This is a genomic window from Aeromicrobium sp. SP1, from assembly GCF_055663785.1.
The window spans coordinates 1,328,051-1,344,130 of record NZ_JBQVVK010000001.1; the positions used below are offsets into that span (position 1 = coordinate 1,328,051).

At 70.6% G+C, this 16,080-nt stretch carries 21 protein-coding genes; 6 read left to right on the forward strand and 15 right to left on the reverse strand.

The window, feature by feature from the left end; all coding sequences use genetic code 11:
* Positions 1–22: 22 nt before the first annotated feature.
* From ACT26F_RS06520 to ACT26F_RS06535, 4 genes are all read right to left on the reverse strand, one after another.
* Positions 23–574, reverse strand: a complete 552-nt coding sequence (locus ACT26F_RS06520; protein WP_471669697.1) for a hypothetical protein — start codon at positions 572–574, stop codon at positions 23–25.
* Between the two features lie 167 nt (positions 575–741).
* On the reverse strand, positions 742–1,461 hold the full coding sequence (locus tag ACT26F_RS06525) for a helix-turn-helix domain-containing protein (RefSeq protein WP_471669698.1): 720 nt from the start codon (positions 1,459–1,461) through the stop codon (positions 742–744).
* 60 nt (positions 1,462–1,521) lie between these two features.
* The gene (locus ACT26F_RS06530; RefSeq protein WP_471669699.1) at positions 1,522–2,730 is read right to left on the reverse strand and encodes a class I SAM-dependent RNA methyltransferase; all 1,209 of its coding nucleotides are present in this window, start codon (positions 2,728–2,730) and stop codon (positions 1,522–1,524) included.
* Positions 2,727–4,745 (reverse strand): APC family permease, encoded by a 2,019-nt coding sequence (locus ACT26F_RS06535; RefSeq protein WP_471669700.1) that lies wholly within the window; start codon positions 4,743–4,745, stop codon positions 2,727–2,729. The genes ACT26F_RS06530 and ACT26F_RS06535 overlap by 4 nt, the downstream gene beginning before the upstream one ends.
* 44 nt (positions 4,746–4,789) lie before the next feature.
* Between ACT26F_RS06535 and ACT26F_RS06540 the strand changes: the two genes are divergently transcribed.
* Positions 4,790–5,455, forward strand: a complete 666-nt coding sequence (locus tag ACT26F_RS06540) for a potassium channel family protein (protein WP_471669701.1) — start codon at positions 4,790–4,792, stop codon at positions 5,453–5,455.
* Positions 5,455–6,117, forward strand: a complete 663-nt coding sequence (locus ACT26F_RS06545) for a potassium channel family protein (protein ID WP_471669702.1) — start codon at positions 5,455–5,457, stop codon at positions 6,115–6,117. Before ACT26F_RS06540 ends, ACT26F_RS06545 begins: the two co-directional genes overlap by 1 nt.
* Before the next feature lie 18 nt (positions 6,118–6,135).
* Here the strand turns inward: ACT26F_RS06545 and ACT26F_RS06550 are convergent, their stop codons facing one another.
* Genes ACT26F_RS06550 through dut form a run of 4 tightly spaced genes read right to left on the reverse strand, consistent with a single transcriptional unit; the run spans position 6,136 to position 8,264 of the window.
* Positions 6,136–6,807, reverse strand: a complete 672-nt coding sequence (locus ACT26F_RS06550) for a DUF3159 domain-containing protein (RefSeq protein WP_471669703.1) — start codon at positions 6,805–6,807, stop codon at positions 6,136–6,138.
* Position 6,808: 1 nt separating this feature from the next.
* Complete coding sequence (locus tag ACT26F_RS06555) at positions 6,809–7,162, reverse strand: OB-fold nucleic acid binding domain-containing protein (RefSeq protein ID WP_471669704.1); 354 nt, start codon at positions 7,160–7,162, stop codon at positions 6,809–6,811.
* Between the two features lie 8 nt (positions 7,163–7,170).
* Positions 7,171–7,794, reverse strand: a complete 624-nt coding sequence (locus tag ACT26F_RS06560; RefSeq protein WP_471669705.1) for a DUF3710 domain-containing protein — start codon at positions 7,792–7,794, stop codon at positions 7,171–7,173.
* Positions 7,794–8,264 carry a dUTP diphosphatase gene (gene dut, locus ACT26F_RS06565; protein ID WP_471669706.1) on the reverse strand — a complete coding sequence of 157 codons (471 nt, stop codon included), beginning with the start codon at positions 8,262–8,264 and terminating at the stop codon, positions 7,794–7,796. The genes ACT26F_RS06560 and dut overlap by 1 nt, the downstream gene beginning before the upstream one ends.
* Before the next feature lie 45 nt (positions 8,265–8,309).
* Between dut and ACT26F_RS06570 the strand changes: the two genes are divergently transcribed.
* Positions 8,310–8,870, forward strand: a complete 561-nt coding sequence (locus ACT26F_RS06570; protein ID WP_471669707.1) for a DUF3093 domain-containing protein — start codon at positions 8,310–8,312, stop codon at positions 8,868–8,870.
* A complete protein-coding gene (locus ACT26F_RS06575) occupies positions 8,824–9,174 on the forward strand; it encodes a DUF4235 domain-containing protein (RefSeq protein ID WP_471669708.1) in 351 nt (116 codons plus the stop codon). The genes ACT26F_RS06570 and ACT26F_RS06575 overlap by 47 nt, the downstream gene beginning before the upstream one ends.
* Positions 9,175–9,261: 87 nt before the next feature.
* Here the strand turns inward: ACT26F_RS06575 and ACT26F_RS06580 are convergent, their stop codons facing one another.
* The 3 genes from ACT26F_RS06580 to ACT26F_RS06590 all read right to left on the reverse strand — a co-directional run bounded on the left by ACT26F_RS06580 (position 9,262) and on the right by ACT26F_RS06590 (position 11,558).
* On the reverse strand, positions 9,262–9,561 hold the full coding sequence (locus ACT26F_RS06580) for a DUF4193 domain-containing protein (protein ID WP_471669709.1): 300 nt from the start codon (positions 9,559–9,561) through the stop codon (positions 9,262–9,264).
* Between the two features lie 153 nt (positions 9,562–9,714).
* Positions 9,715–10,509 carry an inositol monophosphatase family protein gene (locus ACT26F_RS06585; protein ID WP_471669710.1) on the reverse strand — a complete coding sequence of 265 codons (795 nt, stop codon included), beginning with the start codon at positions 10,507–10,509 and terminating at the stop codon, positions 9,715–9,717.
* Positions 10,506–11,558 carry a ferrochelatase gene (locus ACT26F_RS06590; protein ID WP_471669711.1) on the reverse strand — a complete coding sequence of 351 codons (1,053 nt, stop codon included), beginning with the start codon at positions 11,556–11,558 and terminating at the stop codon, positions 10,506–10,508. The genes ACT26F_RS06585 and ACT26F_RS06590 overlap by 4 nt, the downstream gene beginning before the upstream one ends.
* Positions 11,559–11,615: 57 nt before the next feature.
* Between ACT26F_RS06590 and ACT26F_RS06595 the strand changes: the two genes are divergently transcribed.
* Positions 11,616–12,854, forward strand: a complete 1,239-nt coding sequence (locus ACT26F_RS06595; protein ID WP_471669712.1) for an MFS transporter — start codon at positions 11,616–11,618, stop codon at positions 12,852–12,854.
* A gap of 56 nt (positions 12,855–12,910) precedes the next feature.
* Positions 12,911–13,792 (forward strand): septation protein SepH, encoded by an 882-nt coding sequence (gene sepH / locus ACT26F_RS06600; protein ID WP_471669713.1) that lies wholly within the window; start codon positions 12,911–12,913, stop codon positions 13,790–13,792.
* Here sepH and ACT26F_RS06605 read toward each other — a convergent pair.
* The 4 genes from ACT26F_RS06605 to ACT26F_RS06620 are packed head-to-tail and all read right to left on the reverse strand — an operon-like array spanning position 13,789 to position 15,990.
* The gene (locus ACT26F_RS06605; RefSeq protein WP_471669714.1) at positions 13,789–14,553 is read right to left on the reverse strand and encodes an ABC transporter permease; all 765 of its coding nucleotides are present in this window, start codon (positions 14,551–14,553) and stop codon (positions 13,789–13,791) included. The two genes, sepH and ACT26F_RS06605, sit on opposite strands and share 4 nt — an antisense overlap.
* A complete protein-coding gene (locus ACT26F_RS06610) occupies positions 14,550–15,311 on the reverse strand; it encodes an ABC transporter ATP-binding protein (protein ID WP_471669715.1) in 762 nt (253 codons plus the stop codon). The genes ACT26F_RS06605 and ACT26F_RS06610 overlap by 4 nt, the downstream gene beginning before the upstream one ends.
* Positions 15,308–15,658, reverse strand: a complete 351-nt coding sequence (locus ACT26F_RS06615) for a DUF1048 domain-containing protein (protein ID WP_471669716.1) — start codon at positions 15,656–15,658, stop codon at positions 15,308–15,310. Before ACT26F_RS06615 ends, ACT26F_RS06610 begins: the two co-directional genes overlap by 4 nt.
* Positions 15,655–15,990: a PadR family transcriptional regulator gene (locus tag ACT26F_RS06620; protein ID WP_471671662.1), complete on the reverse strand. Its 336-nt coding sequence runs from the start codon at positions 15,988–15,990 to the stop codon at positions 15,655–15,657. Before ACT26F_RS06620 ends, ACT26F_RS06615 begins: the two co-directional genes overlap by 4 nt.
* Positions 15,991–16,080: the final 90 nt, after the last annotated feature.

Here is a 16,080-nt window from a genome sequence, read left to right on the forward strand (position 1 = left end):
ATCACGACGCCCTCGGGGATGGCTACAGGTCACCCGCCGTGACGACGCGATCGAGCGCGGGCCCTGCGTTCGGAACTTCGAGCAGGAGAGCCTGATCCTTCCGCGCCGCGGTGACCATCGCACGCAACCGCTGGCGGTCCTTCCTCGTGAGTTCCTCGTCTCGGAAGTCGCGGGCCGTGAGCAGCCCAGCGAGGATGACAAAATCACGCCGATGGCGACCGAGTCCGGGGTCGCCCGCGTTGCTGTGAGCGGCCGCCTTCCCGATGAGCGCGCCGACGAGGCTCGGACGGCGTACCGATCCTTCGCGGCCAGCGACAGTCACCGCAACGGTCTCACTGCGATGCAGCGCCTGCGTCCCGCCTGCGGTGGGAAGAGTGGGACTGCCCGTGACTCCCGGACGGAGGCTCGCGCGCTCGCCGATGCCGTCGGGCAGCAGCACGTCGATCGAGGCGTCGCCCCGGATCCAGCGATGCTGGAGCCCCTCGGCCGAGATGCCGGCCGAGGCGAACCCGAGGTCGGTCAAGGCCCCGGTGAAGGTCGCCAACATCGTGGGGTCGGCGCGCACGTCGACCACCGTGTCAGCGTCGTTCGTCGGACGCACGGGAACCTGGCCCCGCTCGGCGCAGTGCAGATGAACGAGTTGGCCGCCGATGAGTGTCCAGCCCGCTGCGAGTCGCTCGTGCAGGTCCAGCAGACCCAGCCAGGAGGCGGTCTGCTCGGGCGGCATGTACGGCAGGACGATCACCACTCTTCGGCCTTCCGCTCCACCGCGAGCTCGTGCAACAGTTCCGCTGCCCGCGCCTCCTCGCGTGGACCGCGATGCTCGGCGAGGTCGGCCGCGACCCGGAGCCGCGACTCCGGGTACAGGTACTGCCCGTCGGGTACGACATGGATTACGACGTTCGCGTCCCGGTCGACCTCGACCAGGAGATGGTCCTTCACGACTCGGTCGACATCGGACTCGCCGAGGTATCCCTCGACGTCGGCTGAGGCGATGCCCCGTGCCCCGAGATCGACCGACAGCAGCCAACGCTCGTCACTCCTGAGATCGTCCAGGTCTGCCGACGCCGCACGAAAGAGGCGACGTTGCGCCCGGTTGCGAAAGATCGACCGAAGCGACACGGCCAGATCGCTGACGGCCTCCTCGCTGGCGGCCGGGTCGTCCGCCGACTCGAGCAGAGCACTCAGGTGGCTCCTGGCGCGTGCCCACACTGCCGACGCGTTCGGGCCCAACCGGCCGCGGTCGCCCTCCGACGCCGCGATCACAGCCCATGCAGAACGGAGCGAGAGCGGACGGCCTGCCTTGCCTCGCTCCTGAACCCGCAGGAGCGACAGCTCGTCGACCACCCACTGGGCCCCGATCCGCTGCGCGACCAGCGAGCCGTCGGCGATGCGCTGATGGACCCGAGGCACGCTGACGCCGAGCCGCTCGGCGGCTTGGGCGACACTGATTGCTCCCATGACACAATCCTAGAAGACTTTCAAGGATTGTGGAACTGGTGGCAGATGCCACGCCTCACTTCACGGCACGAGAGAGTCGCTCTTCGTGAGCACGGCGACGCACTCCACGTGGTGCGTCATCGGGAACAGCGCGAATCCGCGCAGCGACTCCAGCGCGTACCCGCGGCCGGCGAAGGCCGCCAGATCGCGGGCCAGTGCGGCCGGATCGCACGCGACGTAGACGATGCGGCGCGGCTCGAGTGCCGCGATCGGCGCGACCACGTCCTTGGCTCCCGTGCGGGGCGGGTCCAGCACCACGACGTCGGCCCGGGAGCCGAGGAGTCCGCGCGCGAACGCCCGCTCGACCGGCGCGTGCACCGTGGCCGCGTTCGCCAGGTCCGCCAGGTTGCCGCGCGCGTCCGACGACGCACGGCGATTGCCCTCGACGCTGACCAGCTCACCGGGCGAGCAGCCGGAGGCGAGGAAGGCGGAGAAGAGACCGGCGCCGGCGTACAGGTCGAGCACCCGGTCCCCCGGTCGCACGTCCGCACCGTCCAGCACCGCAGACACCAGGGTCTCGGCCGCCGCCGGATGCACCTGCCAGAAGCCCGACCCGGAGATCGAGAAGTTCCGGCCGCGGACGGTCTCGACGACGATGCCCGTGCCGGCCCGCACCGTGCCGTCGGAGGCGACGACCCCGTCCACGTCCTCCTCGAGGGAGTCCTCGATGGTGGCGTCCGTGACGAGCAGGCGCTGGTGCGTCGACGACGCGATCGCCTCGACGCGCGGCTCGTCCCACGTCTGCACCGTCACGTCGGGAAGGTCCGCGTGCGCGATGGGGCAGTTCGCGACCGGCAGGACGTCGTGGCTGCGGTGCCGGCGCAGTCCCGCGAGACCGTTCTCGGCAACGGACCACACGACGCGGGTGCGCCAGCCGAGCAGGCCCCCGACCGCCTCCACGTGGCCGTCCCAGTCGATTCCGGCGAGCCGGTGCAACTGCTCGCGCACGACGTCGGTCAGCAGCAACAGTTGGCCCTCGGCCGACACGTGCTGGAAGTCGCAGCCGCCACACGTGCCGGCCAGAGTGCACGGCGGTTCGACCCGGTCGGGCGAGGCACGCAGCACGCGCACCGCATCGGCCCGCAGGAACCGCCGGTTGCGCTCGGTGATCCGGATCTCGACCTGCTCGCCCGGAAGCGCATGCCGCACGAACACGACCTGCCCGTCCAGTCGCGCGACGCAGTGACCACCGTGCGCGACGGGCCCGACCTCGACGACGGGCAGGGTCACCGCCGGCTCCGGGGCTTGCCGGTGATGCCACGGCGGACGTCGCCGGGGGTCGGCCGGTCGTCGAGCACGGCCGCGTTCTTCGCCGAGGCCAGCTGGAACGGCACACTGACGACGAGCACGCCGGGCATGAACAGCAGGCGGGCCTTCAGCCGCAGCGCCGTCTGGTTGTGCAGCAACTGCTCCCACCAGCGGCCCACGACGTACTCGGGGATGTAGACGGTGACGATGTCGCGCGGGTTCTCGCTGCGTCGCTGCTTCACGTAGCGGACGACCGGTCGGACGATCTCGCGGTACGGCGAGTCGAGCACCCGCAGCGGGATCGGCACCCGCAACTCGTCCCAGCGCCTCAGGAGCTCCTCGGTCTCCTCCGGGTCGAGGTCGACCGTGACGCCCTCGAGCATGCTGGGCTTGCCGACGCGGGCGTACGCGATCGCGCGCATCGTCGGCTTGTGCAGCTTGCTGATGAGCACGATGCCGTGCACGCGCGCCGGCAGCGTCACGTCGCCGGACTCGACGACCAACTCCTGGGCGACGTGCTCGTAGTGCCGCGAGATCGACCGCATCACGATGAACACGGCGATCATGGCCAGAATCGCGATCCACGCGCCGGCGAGGAACTTCGTGACGAGCACGATCACCAAGACGGTGGCCGTCATCGCCAGGCCGAACGTGTTCACGGCCCGCGACCGCTGCATCCGTCGGCGTTCGGCCGGGTCGGTCTCGGTCGAGAGGTGTCGCGTCCAGTGCCGGATCATCCCCAGCTGGCTGAGGTTGAACGACACGAACACCCCGACGATGTACAGCTGGATGAGCTTCGTGACCTCGGCGTCGAAGGCGATGATCAGCAGGCTCGCGGCCGCGGCGAGCGTGATGATGCCGTTGCTGAACGCGAGCCGATCGCCACGCGTGTGCAGCTGACGAGGCAGGAATCCGTCGCGGGCCAGGATCGAGCCCAGCACCGGGAATCCGTTGAACGCCGTGTTCGCGGCCAGCACGAGGATCACGCCGGTGCACGCGATGACGAAGTAGAACAGCAGCGGGACGTCGCTGAACAGGGCCTCCGCGAGCTGGCCGATCACCGTCTCCTGGACATAGGACTCGCCGACGGGCACGCCGTTCAGCAGCAACTGCTCCGCCGGGTTCTCGACATAGCGCAGGTGCATCTTGTCGGCCAGCACGATGATGCTCATCAGCATCGCGATCGAGATCGTGCCGAGCAGCAGCAGCGTCGTGGCCGCGTTCTTGCTCTTCGGCTTGCGGAACGCCGGGACTCCGTTGCTGATCGCCTCGACGCCGGTCAGGGCGGCACAGCCCGACGAGAAGGCCCGGGCCAGCAGATAGGCCATCGCGATTCCCGAGATCGCCCCGGTGAACGGCTCCTCCGCGACGATGTCGTACTTGGCGCTCTCGACCTCGGGCAGGTTGCCCGCCGCGAGTCGGGCATAGCCCCAGATCGCCATCATCGCGATCGAGAACATGAACAGGTAGGTCGGCACCGCGAACGCCGTGCCGGACTCCTTCGTGCCGCGCAGGTTCATCGACGTCAGCAGCACCACGAGGATCACCGCGGCCGGCGCCTCGTGTCCCTTGAGGAACGGCAGCGCCGCCGTGGCGTTCTGGACGCCCGACGAGATCGACACCGCGACCGTGAGCACGTAGTCGACGAGCAGCGCACTGGCGACCGTGAGGCCCGCGTTGCGGCCCAGGTTGACGGTCGCGACCTCGTAGTCGCCGCCACCACTGGGATACGCGTGCACGTTCTGGCGGTACGACGCCACGACCGTGAGCATCACGACCACGACCGCGAGGCCGATCTTCCAGTTGTACGCGTACGCGGTCAGGCCGCCCATCGACAGGGTCAGGAAGATCTCATCGGGCGCATACGCCACGGACGACAACGCGTCGCTGGCGAACACGGGCAGCGCGATGCGCTTGGGCAGCAGCGTCTCGCCCATCTGAGAGCTGCGCAGCTTCCGCCCGATGACAGCACGCTTGAGCGCTCCGGAGATTCCCACCCGGCCGATGCTAGACCCGAAAGAGTCGTAGTACCGTCGCCGGTGTGCACATCGTGATCATGGGCTGCGGCCGCGTCGGATCGACGTTGACCCGCAACCTCGAGGCACGCGGTCACTCGACCGCGGTGATCGACTCGAACCCCGATGCCTTCCGCCGGCTCGGCCCCAGCTTCACCGGCATCACGGTGACCGGGATGGGCTTCGACCGCGGGGTCCTGCGGGACGCGGCCATCGAGCGTGCCGACGCCTTCGCCGCCGTCTCCAGCGGCGACAACTCGAACATCATCGCGGCGCGGGTCGCGCGCGAGCTCTTCCATGTCGACAACGTCGTGGCGCGGATCTACGACCCCCGTCGCGCCGAGGTCTACGAGCGACTCGGCATCCCCACCGTCGCCACCGTGCCGTGGGCCGCGGACCAGGTCATGCGCCGGTTGCTGCCCGCCGGCTCCGAGCCCGCGTGGCGCGATCCGTCGGGCCGGCTGCGACTCGACAACGCGTACGCGCCGTTCCCGTGGGTCGGCAGGACCGTGTCGGCACTCGAGGCCGGGACCGGCGTTCGCGTCGCGTTCCTGACCCGTCTGGGCACCGGCGAGCTGGTCCACGGTGACACCGTGATCCAGGAGGGCGACTACCTGAGCCTGTTCCTCGTCGACGATGACTCGGACCGCGCCCACGCGGCGCTGGCCGCCGGACCCAAGGAGGACGACTGATGCGTGTCGCCATCGCCGGAGCCGGCGCCGTCGGCCGCTCCGTCGCACAGGAACTCATCGACCATGGTCACTCCGTCCTGCTGATCGACAAGTCGCCCACCGCGATCCGCAGCGATCGCGTCCCGGACGCCCAGTGGCTGCTCGCCGACGCGTGCGAGATGGCCACCCTCGAGGAGGCGCAGCTCGAGACGTGTGACGTCGTGATCGCCGCGACGGGCGACGACAAGGCCAATCTCGTCGCGTCGCTGCTGGCCAAGACCGAGTTCACCGTGCCGCGCACCGTGGGCCGCGTCAACAACCCCAGCAACGAATGGCTGTTCGGCGAGTCGTGGGGCGTCGACGTGGCCGTCTCGACCCCGCGGATCATGGCCGCGCTCGTCGAGGAGGCGGTCGCCGTCGGCGACCTCGTCCGACTGTTCACGTTCCAGCAGAGCAACACGAACCTCGTCGAGCTCACGGTCCCGGAGGGCTCGCCGCACATCGGCCGCCGGCTCGGCGACATCCACTGGCCCGAGGGGGTCACGGTCGTCGTCGTCCTGCGCGACCACGAGACCCTGCTCCCGGAGGCGGACCGCACGGTCGAGTCCGGCGACGAGCTGCTGTTCGTCACGCCCGCCGATGCCGAGCTGGAGCTCGCGCACCTCCTGGCCGGACGCGACTGACCTTTCGCGGCCGTCGGGTCAGTCGTCCTCGGACTCCTGCAACGGCGAGACCGGCGTGCTGTTGCGACTCAGCAGCCACACCATGGCCGACAGGGCCGCGATCTGCAGCGGCCAGCCCAGGATGATCTTCGACGTGCCCAGCCAGCCGACCTGGTCGGCCGCGTACAGCGGGTACTGCACGAGGACCCGGATGACGCACGGCAGAGCGAACAGCAGGGTCAGCCGGCTGCACAGCCGCCGCATCCCCGGATCACGGCGCCAACCGCTGACGTCACCGACGATCGCTCCGATCATGAAGCCGATCGCCGGCCAGCCGATCACCACGGAGAACACCAGGACGATCGCGTAGCCGGCGTTGTAGAGGATCCCGGGCAGGAAGACGTCGCGGGCCTCGCCGGACCGCGACGCGAACAGCGCGGCGATGCCGATGCCGACGAGCGCGTTCAGCACGAACTGCGGGTTCGACCGCTGCAGCACGCGCACGATCAGCAGCACCGCCGTGAGCGCCGTGGCGACGATGAGGCTCAGCTTGAGGTCACGCGTCGTCAGGTAGCAGACCGTGAAGGTCAGGGTCGGGACGGCGGCCTCGACGATGCCGCGGACGCCACCGAACGCCTCCGCGAGCCGCTGCCGGACGACCTGCTCGACCGTCGCGACGTCGGCCACGGGCCGCGGCTCGGGATCGGTCACCTCACGGGTCCAATCGGTAGGACGGGTTGTACATGACCCGGTCGTGGCCGCGACGGCCGATCCGGCCCGTGGCCGTGAGCGAGCGTCCCGGGGCGATGCCGACGATGCGGCGCCGGCCCAGCCACACGAGGGTGACCGATCCCGTGCCGTCGTAGAGCTCGGCCTCGAGCGCCGTGACGTTGTCGATCGGGCGCAGGGCGACGCTGCGCAGCACTCCGTGGACGTCCACGCGACCCCTGGCCGGCGACGTGTCGATCGGTGCGCAGCCCGCGGCCGTGCGGCGATCCTGCAGCTCTGCGTCCTCCTGCCGCTCGACCGAGAGCCGGTCGATCAGGCGCGAGACCATTCCCGCCATCGGGGTGCCTACGCTTCCTCGGTCGGACGGGCTTCCGGAGGCAGCACGAGCGGCAGCGTCTCGCGCAGGATCCGCGGCTCCTCGCCGCGGCGCACGCGCAGGTCGCGCAGGACCTCCATGAAGATGCCATCGGTGGTCGACTCGAGGCCCGCGGCGCCCAGGATCGTGGCGCGCAGGACCCAGCGCGGACCCTCGATGCCCATGAATCGTGCGGGCTGGATCGCGGGGGCTCCGTCGGGACCGGTCGCGGGGAACTGGGCGAGTACCTCGGTGCCGTACGGCCCGTCGACCTCCGTCCACGTGCCCTCGCGACGGTCGACCTCGTCGCGCAGCTCGCCACGCACGCCGTCCCACGTGCCGCCGCTGCGGGCGCCGGCGAAGGGACGCAGCTCGACGGCAGACCCGTCGGCGGTCACGAGCACGGCCGTGACGACGTCGTTCTCGGTGGGCAGCTGCACCTCGATGTCGGGGCGCATCCTGATCAGCAGCGTTCCCAGGTCGAGGTACTCGGCCGGGTCGTAGTCGCGCTCGGTGAGATCAAAGGGGCCGTCGGCGCGCGGACCGGTGACCTCGACGGGCTCCGGCGCGGTCTCGACCGACTCGTGAGTCGCGGACTTCTTGCGACCGAACATCACTGACTTCCTTCCATTGCCGCCTCGATCGAGGCGTGACCACCCGACGAACCGTACCCGCCGGCCCCGCGGGCGGAGTCGGGCAGTGCCTCGACCTCGACGAAGCGCACGTGCTCGACCCGTTGGACCACCAACTGGGCGATCCGATCGCCTCGCGCGATGTGCACGGGCTCGCGCAGGTCGTGGTTGACGAGCAGGACCTGGATCTCGCCGCGGTAGCCGGCGTCGATCGTGCCGGGCGTGTTCACGACCGACAGTCCATGGCGCAGCGCGAGCCCCGACCGGGGATGGATGAATCCCGCGAATCCCTCGGGTAGCGCGAGGGCGACGCCGGTCGGCACGAGCGCCCGCTCCCCCGGTTCGAGGGTGACGTCGACGGTCGACACGAGGTCGGCGCCGGCGTCCCCGGGACGCGCGTAGCCGGGGACGGGGACACCGTCGTCGAGCCGCTGCAGGAGAACCTCGGTCACGTGGCGACGATACTGCCGTCACCCCCGGTCGGGCACAGTGGAGTCGTGGAAGAACCGTCGAGGACCCGTCACGTCGAGCGACTCACGGCCCCCGCGCCGTGGTGGGCCGGCATCGTGCTCTTCGCCGTCATGGTCGGCTGGCTGCTGCTCGTGGCGACGCCGCCCGCCGTGGCCCTGGCGATCGCGCTCGCACTGCTGGCCCTGGGAGCCGCCGTGCTGGCGCGCGCGGGATCGATCACCGTCACCGCCGACGACGGGCTGCTCAGGGCCGGCGACGCGCACGTCGAGGCACCCGACCTCGGTGCCGTCGAGGCCCTCGATCGGGACGCCTGGCGGGCCGCCCTCGCTCGCGGGGGGACGGACCGCGCCTTCCTGCTGACGCGGCCGTGGATCGACCGGGGCGTGCGCGTCGAGGTCGCCGACCCGACGGACCCGACGCCCTACTGGCTCGTGTCGACCCGGTACCCCGAGGCGGTCGCGCGAGCGGTGGGCCACACTGGTGCCAGCACCGGCGCCGGCGAACCAGGCGCCGAGGACACGAATGACGAAGGGACCGAGGATGGCCAGGAAGCGCGCGAAGCCGGACGCCGGGACGACCTCGACTGACGAGATCCGTGCCTCCCGCGGCCCGGGCCGCGGTGCGTGGAAGGCGCTCGACGCCGGCTCGGGACTGCTCGCGGCCACGCTGGCACCGCGCGTCTCGACCCTCGCCTGGCGTGCCCTCACCGGCCGCAAGCCGCCCAAGAACACCCGCAACCCCGAACTGAGCACCACCGAGGCCGTCGCGTGGGCCGCGCTCGGCGGGGCCAGCGTTCAGGTCGTGCGGACCCTCGTGCGCCGCAGCGCCGCGAGCTACTGGGTCCGATCCACCGGCAACCTGCCGCCGGGCATGAAGACGCTCAAGAAGTGACGTCGCCGCGACATGACTGAGGGGCTCCGACGGCCCCAGCCATGAAGGCCGGAACGGTCGAAACCCCTCGACGTGCGGTGTGGATGCTCAGTCCGCGCAGTCGCGGCAGATCGGCACGCCGTTCTTCTCGTGCGCGAGCTGGCTGCGGTGGTGGACCAGGAAGCAGGACATGCAGGTGAACTCGTCGGACTGCTTCGGGACGACCTGGACCGCGAGCTCCTCGTGGGAGAGGTCGGCTCCCGGGAGCTCGAACGACTCTGCCGCCTCGACCTCGTCCTCGTCGACCTTGCCCGAGTTCTTCTCGTGGCGGCGGGCCTTCAGCTCTTCGATGCTGTCTTCGGACTGATCTTCCTCGGTCTTGCGTGGCGCGTCGTAGTCGGTGGCCATCAACTCTCCATAGTCGTTCGTCGTTCTCGTGGAACATCTGCTCGTTCTTGTGGAACCCGCAGATTCAACCACATCAGCGCAAAGTCCGCGCCTTCGAGAACCGTCAAGCCAAACGGGGCCCCGGGTATTCCCGTGCGACCGCACCGGGTCGGATCAGAAGCCGCAGCGTTCCACGAGCGCCATGAACTCCTCGAACCTGGCGGGCGTCGCGACGACCACGAGTCGCTCCTGAGGCTCGCCCTCCCAGCCCGAAACCACGAGACCGGCCTCGCGGGCGATGAGCCCTCCGGCGGCGATGTCCCACGGCTTGAGGCCCTGTTCGACGTACGCGTCGAGGCGCCCCTCGGCCAGGTCGGTGAAGTCGAGGGCGGCCGCACCGATGCGACGAATGTCACGCACGTGCGGCAGCATCCGGCCGACCGCGGCGGCCTGGTGCTCGCGCACGGTCGGCACGTAGTTGAACCCGGTCGCCACGAGCATCTGGTCCAGCGGCACGTCGGGCGGGCCCGCGAGTCGCACCCGCTCCTCACCGCTCGTGCGCCAGGCACCCCCGCCCGCGGTGGCCTCGTAGGCCTCGCCGGTGGCGATGTTCACGACGACCGCGGCCTCGTCGACGCCCTCACGTCGCGCGGCGATCGCCACCGCGTACCGGGGCAGCCCGTAGACGAAGTTCACCGTGCCGTCGATGGGGTCGACGATCCAGTCGACACCGGAGGTCCCCAGTACGTCCTGGCCCTCCTCCCCGACGAAACCGTCGTCCGGGCGGACCGCGAGGATCCGCGCCCGGATGAGCTCCTCGCACGATCGGTCGATCGCCGTGACGACGTCGGTCGGGCTCGACTTCGTGTCCGCGACGCCGACCCGGCCGGCGGGTCGCATCGCGCGGACGTGCGCGACGGCCTCACCGGCGGCCGATCTGGCGAGGTCGAGCAGGGCGTCCTGACTCATGCGACCACGGGCCGGTCGGACCGCGGGTTCAGGCAGCAGTTGTCGGCGCACGTGTCGGCCTTGGCGCCGAGGTCGCCGAGGGCCGGCCGGTCCGGACTCTCGCCCCGCTCGGCGGCGGCCCGCTCGAGCAGCAGCTCGCGCACCATGGCCGCGTACCGCGGATCGGCATTGGGCGTCGCGGCGCGGGCGAAGCGCATCCCCAGCCGCTCGGCGGTCGCCTTCGCCTCGGTGTCGAGATCGTACGCGACCTCCATGTGGTCCGCGACAAAGCCGATCGGCACGAGCACGACGCCCGTGACGCCCTTCTCGGCGAGCTCCTCGAGATGGTCGTTGACGTCGGGCTCGAGCCACGGCTGCGTCGGCGGGCCGGATCGCGAGCAGTACGCGAGGTCCCAGCCGTCGAGCCCGAGGCGCTCCGCGACGAGCGACGCCGCCGACAGGTGCTGGCGCACGTAGAGCCCGCATCCGGGTCCCCCGCTGGACTCGTTCATCCAGTCCGGGACCGAGTGGGTCACGAACACGACCCGGGCGTCCTGGCCGACGTCGTCGAGTGCGGCTTGCGTGGCCCCGGCGAAGAGCTCCACGAAGACCGGGTGGTTGAAGTGCTGGCGCAGCCGGTCGAGCCGGATCGGCAGGTCGTGGCCGGCCTCGAAGAGGTTCTCCCGGTACTGACGGCAGCTGGAGTAGGACGAGTAGGCGCTCGTCATGAAGCACGCGGCCCGACGCACGCCGTCGGCGACCATCTGCTCGACCGTCTCGCGCAGGTACGGGTCCCAGTTGCGGTTGCCCCAGTAGACGGGCAGGTCGATTCCCTCGGCCGCGAGATCGTCACGCAGCGCGGCCAGCAGGGCACGGTTGATGCCGTTGATGGGCGACTTGCCGCCGAAGCCGAAGTAGTGCTCGCCCACCTCGACCAGCCGCTCGCGCGGGATGCCGCGGCCACGCGTGACGTTCTCGAGGAACGGCACCACGTCCTCGGGCTTCTCGGGGCCGCCGAAGGAGACCAGCAGCAGGGCGTCGTAGGGCTGGACGGACCGTGGGGCAGCCATGGCCCCAGTCTCCCACGCGGCGGAGCGCTCGGCCCGTGGCCCTACATTGGGCTCGTCATGCTCTCGACCTACCGCGCGATCCTCGCCACCCCCGGCGCCAAGGCCTTCACCTCCGCCGGCGCACTGGGTCGGCTGCCACTGTCCATGACGGGGCTCGGCATCGTGCTGCTGATCTCCGCGCGCACGGGCGAGTACGCGCCCGCGGGAGCCGTCTCGGCCGTCTACGTGCTCGTCTCGGCCGTGTTCGCGCCCGTGCAGGGCCGACTGGCCGACCGGTTCGGCCAGGCCCCCGTGCTCGCGGCGGCGGGCGCCCTCTTCGCGACGGGACTGACGAGCCTGCTGCTCGTCGTCGACCGCTCACTCGTCGCCGCGGCGCTCGCGGCCGCCGTGGCGGGAATCGGCGCGCCCCAGGCGGGGAACATGGTCCGGTCCCGCTGGACCCACGCCCTCGACGACCGGTCGAAGCTGCAGACCGCGTTCGCCCTGGAGGCCGTGCTCGACGAGGTCGTCTACATCGTCGGGCCCGTGCTCGTCACGGTGCTCACGCTCAGCATGCTCGACTGGTCAGGCCTGGCCCTCGCCGGTGCGGCGGCGGTCGCCGGCGCGTGGGGGTTGGCCGCGCAGCGCAGCACGCAGCCACCGCACCGGGACCACGGCGCCGGCGGCCGGGAGCCGCTGCGCTGGGCCCTGCTCGGACCGCTCGTCGTCGCGGCGCTCGGCCTGGGGGTGCTGTTCGGTTCGGCCGAGGTGCTCGTGGTGGCCTTCACCGACGAGCAGGGCGAGCGCGGTGCGGCCGGCCTCGTGCTCGCGATCTGGTCGGTCGGCAGTCTGCTCGCCGGGCTCGCGGTCGGGGCGCTGCCACCGCCCCGGGACAGCGTGCGACGGCTGCGCCTGACGACCGCCGGTCTCGTCGTGCTGTTCGCTCCCCTGCCCTTCGCGCCGAGCACTCCGGCGCTCGCCGTGGGCTTCTTCCTGGCCGGCCTGATGGTGGCACCGACCCTCATCACGGCCGTCCACCTCGTCGAGCTCAACACCCCGCAGTCGCGACTCACCGAGGCCCTCACGTGGACGACGACCGGGCTGTCGACGGGAGTCGCCGGCGGGGCCGCCCTCGCGGGAGTCATGGTCGATCGCTGGTCGGCCTCGGTGGGGTTCGTGCTGCCCGCGGCCGCCGCGCTGGTCGCCGCCACGGTCGCCCTGCTCTACCGCGTCCCGGAGTCGGTCGAAGCCGACGAACGGGGCGAAACCGTCGTCCACCCCGGCGAGTCTCCCGGGATTCCCCCGACGTCTCACTAGGCTCGAAATTGGTGGCCCGAGAAGACGAAAAGCGCAGCGACACGGGAGGTTCGACGATGCGGGAGATCGCGACCGTGGGACTGAGCGACGACGGACGATTCCTCGTCGCTCGCGATGCGACGACTGGTGAGCGCTTCCGCTTGAGCATCGATCGCCGGCTCACCACCCTGATCGATCGCACGCCGAGCGCCTCGAGCCGATCCGGACAGATGGAGATTCCGATGGAGAGTTCGCTGACCCCCCGAGACATCCAGACGCGGATCCGCCGCGGCGAGTCCGTCGATGAGGTTGCCGCGGCAGCCGGCATCCCGGCCGACCAGGTCCACGGGTTCGCGGTCCCGGTGATCGCCGAGCGCGAGTGGATGGCGCAGTCCGCCCGGTCGACCTCCGTCCGCCGCAAGCACGTGGGCGGGCCCGCCGTCGCGCTGGCCGAGCTCGCCGATGCCGCCCTGAGCGAGCGCGGCATCACGCCCGAGGCCGCGCACTGGGACGCGTGGCGCCGCGAGGACGGCCGCTGGACCGTCCGCGTCGACCTCGACGAGGGCCACGCCTCCTTCCTCTACGACTCCAAGAGCCGCTACGTCGTGGCCGACGACGACGCCGCCCGCGGGCTGGTCGGCGACCTGGCCACCGAAGAACAGCACGACATGGCACTTGCCGACCTCGTGACCGACGCGCCCGAGGGCTTCGGCGGCACGGTCGTGGACGACTCCCCCGTCGACACCTCGCCGGTCCGCTCGATCAAGGAGGCCCGCGACCGTCGGGCCATGGAGCAGGCCGTGTTCGAGGAGCCGACCGAGAAGATCGTGCTCGACGTGGAGGACGCCGCCCTCGAGGAGCGCGTCGCCGTGCCGGACACCCCGAAGCCGCGCAAGAAGCACTCCCGCCGCTCCGTCCCGAGCTGGGACGAGATCATGTTCGGCGGCTCGTCGGACTAGGAGGCGAACCGGCGGCGGTACACGGCCATCGCGGCCACGTAGGTGATCGCGAGGATGCCGACGCACCACGCGAGCGCGATCCACACGTCGTGCCCCACGGGCGCTCCGGCGAGGAGACCACGCACGGCGTCGACGATCGGGGTCACCGGCTGGTGCTCCGCGAAGGCCTGCACCGGCGCGGGCATCGTCTCGGTGGGCACGAAGGCCGAGCTGATGAACGGCAGGAAGATGATCGGGTAGGAGAAGGCACTCGCCCCGTCGACGGACGTCGCGGACAGCCCCGCGATGACGGCGATCCACGTGAGGGCGAGCGCGAACAGACCCACGATCGCGGCGACCAGTAGCCAGGCGACGACGCCGGCCGACGAGCGGAAGCCCATCACGAGCGCGACGGCGACGACGAGCACGACCGAGATCGCGACCGAGACCATCGACGTCAGCACGTGGGCCCACAGCACCGAGGGTCGGGCGATCGGCATCGACTGGAACCGCTCGAAGATGCCGGCCTGCAGATCGGTGAACAACCGGAACGCCGTGTAGGAGACCCCGGTCGCGATCGTGATCAGCACGATCCCGGGCAGCAGGTAGTCGACGTAGTCGTCGGTGCCCGCGTCGATCGCGCCGCCGAAGACGTACACGAACAGCAGCATGAAGGCGATCGGCATGATCGTCACGGTGATGATGGTGTCGAGGCTGCGCAGCACGTGCCGCATGGAGCGTCCCGACAGGGCGATCGTGTCGCCGAGGGCGTGGGTGGTCATGTCCGGTCCTTCGCGTCGTGGCTGGTGAGCGCGAGGAAGATCTCCTCGAGCGTCGGCTGCTTCTCGACGTACTCGACCTTGGCCGGCGGCAACAGCCGCTTGAGCTCGGCCAGGGTGCCGTCGGCAATGATCCGGCCCTCGTGCAGGATCGCGATGCGGTCCGCGAGGTGCTCGGCCTCGTCGAGGTACTGGGTCGTGAGCAGCACCGTCGTGCCCGCGTCGGCGAGCTCCTCGACGGCGCTCCACACGTCGAGTCGGGCCTGCGGGTCGAGCCCGGTCGTCGGCTCGTCGAGGAAGATCACGGGCGGCTCCCCCACGAGACTCATCGCGATGTCGAGGCGTCGGCGCATCCCGCCGGAGTACGTCCCTGCACGACGGTCCGCCGCGTCGACCAGTCCGAACCGGGTCAGCAGCCTCTCCGCCACCGCGGCGGGGTCCCCCGCCCGACGCAGCCGGGCGACGAGCACGAGGTTCTCCCGCCCCGTGAGGATCTCGTCGACCGCCGCGAACTGGCCGGTCAGGCTGATCGAGGCACGCACGTCCGACCCCTGCGTCCGCACATCGAAGCCCTCGACGCGAGCCGAGCCCGCGTCCGGCGCCAGCAGCGTCGACAGGATGCGCACGAGCGTCGTCTTGCCGGCGCCGTTCGAGCCGAGCAGGGCCAGGATGCTGCCGCGCTCCACCGCGAGGTCGACGCCCCGCAGCACCGGGAGCTCGTCGAACGACTTCTCGAGTCCCTCGACGACGATCGCGGTCATGAGCCCTCCTCGGACTCGGCGCGCTCGATCGTCTCGACGAGGCGCGCGCGCTCCTTCGCGATCCACTGGCCCTCGGCGTAGTTGCGGACGAACTCCTCCGCGAACTCCACGGGGTCGTCGCCCACGACCGAGCGCACGGACGTGCCGCTGGCGGCGCTCTGCTCGAAGAGGTCCAGCAGGTCCTCGAGCATCGCGATCATGATGTCGCCCTTTGTGATCGAGCCGTAGTACATGAGGTAGCGCTCGACTCCCTCGATCGCGGTGCGGTGGTGCGTGGGCAGCTGGTTCCGCCGCGCCTTGTACTGCCGCCAGCGTCGCTTGTCGCCCAGGATCCGGGACAGGTTCATGATCGTTCTCCTCCTTGGTGGAGCTGTTCCAGTCGGTCCGAGAGGAAGCCCCACGTCCTCCAGAATTCATCGAGGTAGTCCGCGCCAGCAGCGTTGAGCGTGTAGACCTTGCGCGGCGGGCCCTTCTCGGAGGGCACCTTCTCGACGTCGACGAGTCCGCGCTGCTCCACCCGGACGAGCAGCGCGTAGATCGTGCCCTCGGCGATGTCGGTGAAGCCCTGCTCGCGCAGCCACGCCGTGATCTCGTACCCATACGCGGGCTGCCGGGACAGCACCGCCAGGACGACGCCCTCGAGCGTCCCCTTCAGCATCTCGGTCACGAGCTTGCCCATGACGGCCTCCATCTACTCACTGTCACTGACTACTAGTAGATAGTAACACCAAGTAGTGGCGCGTCAAGAGTCACGTCGACTTGGCCGGAG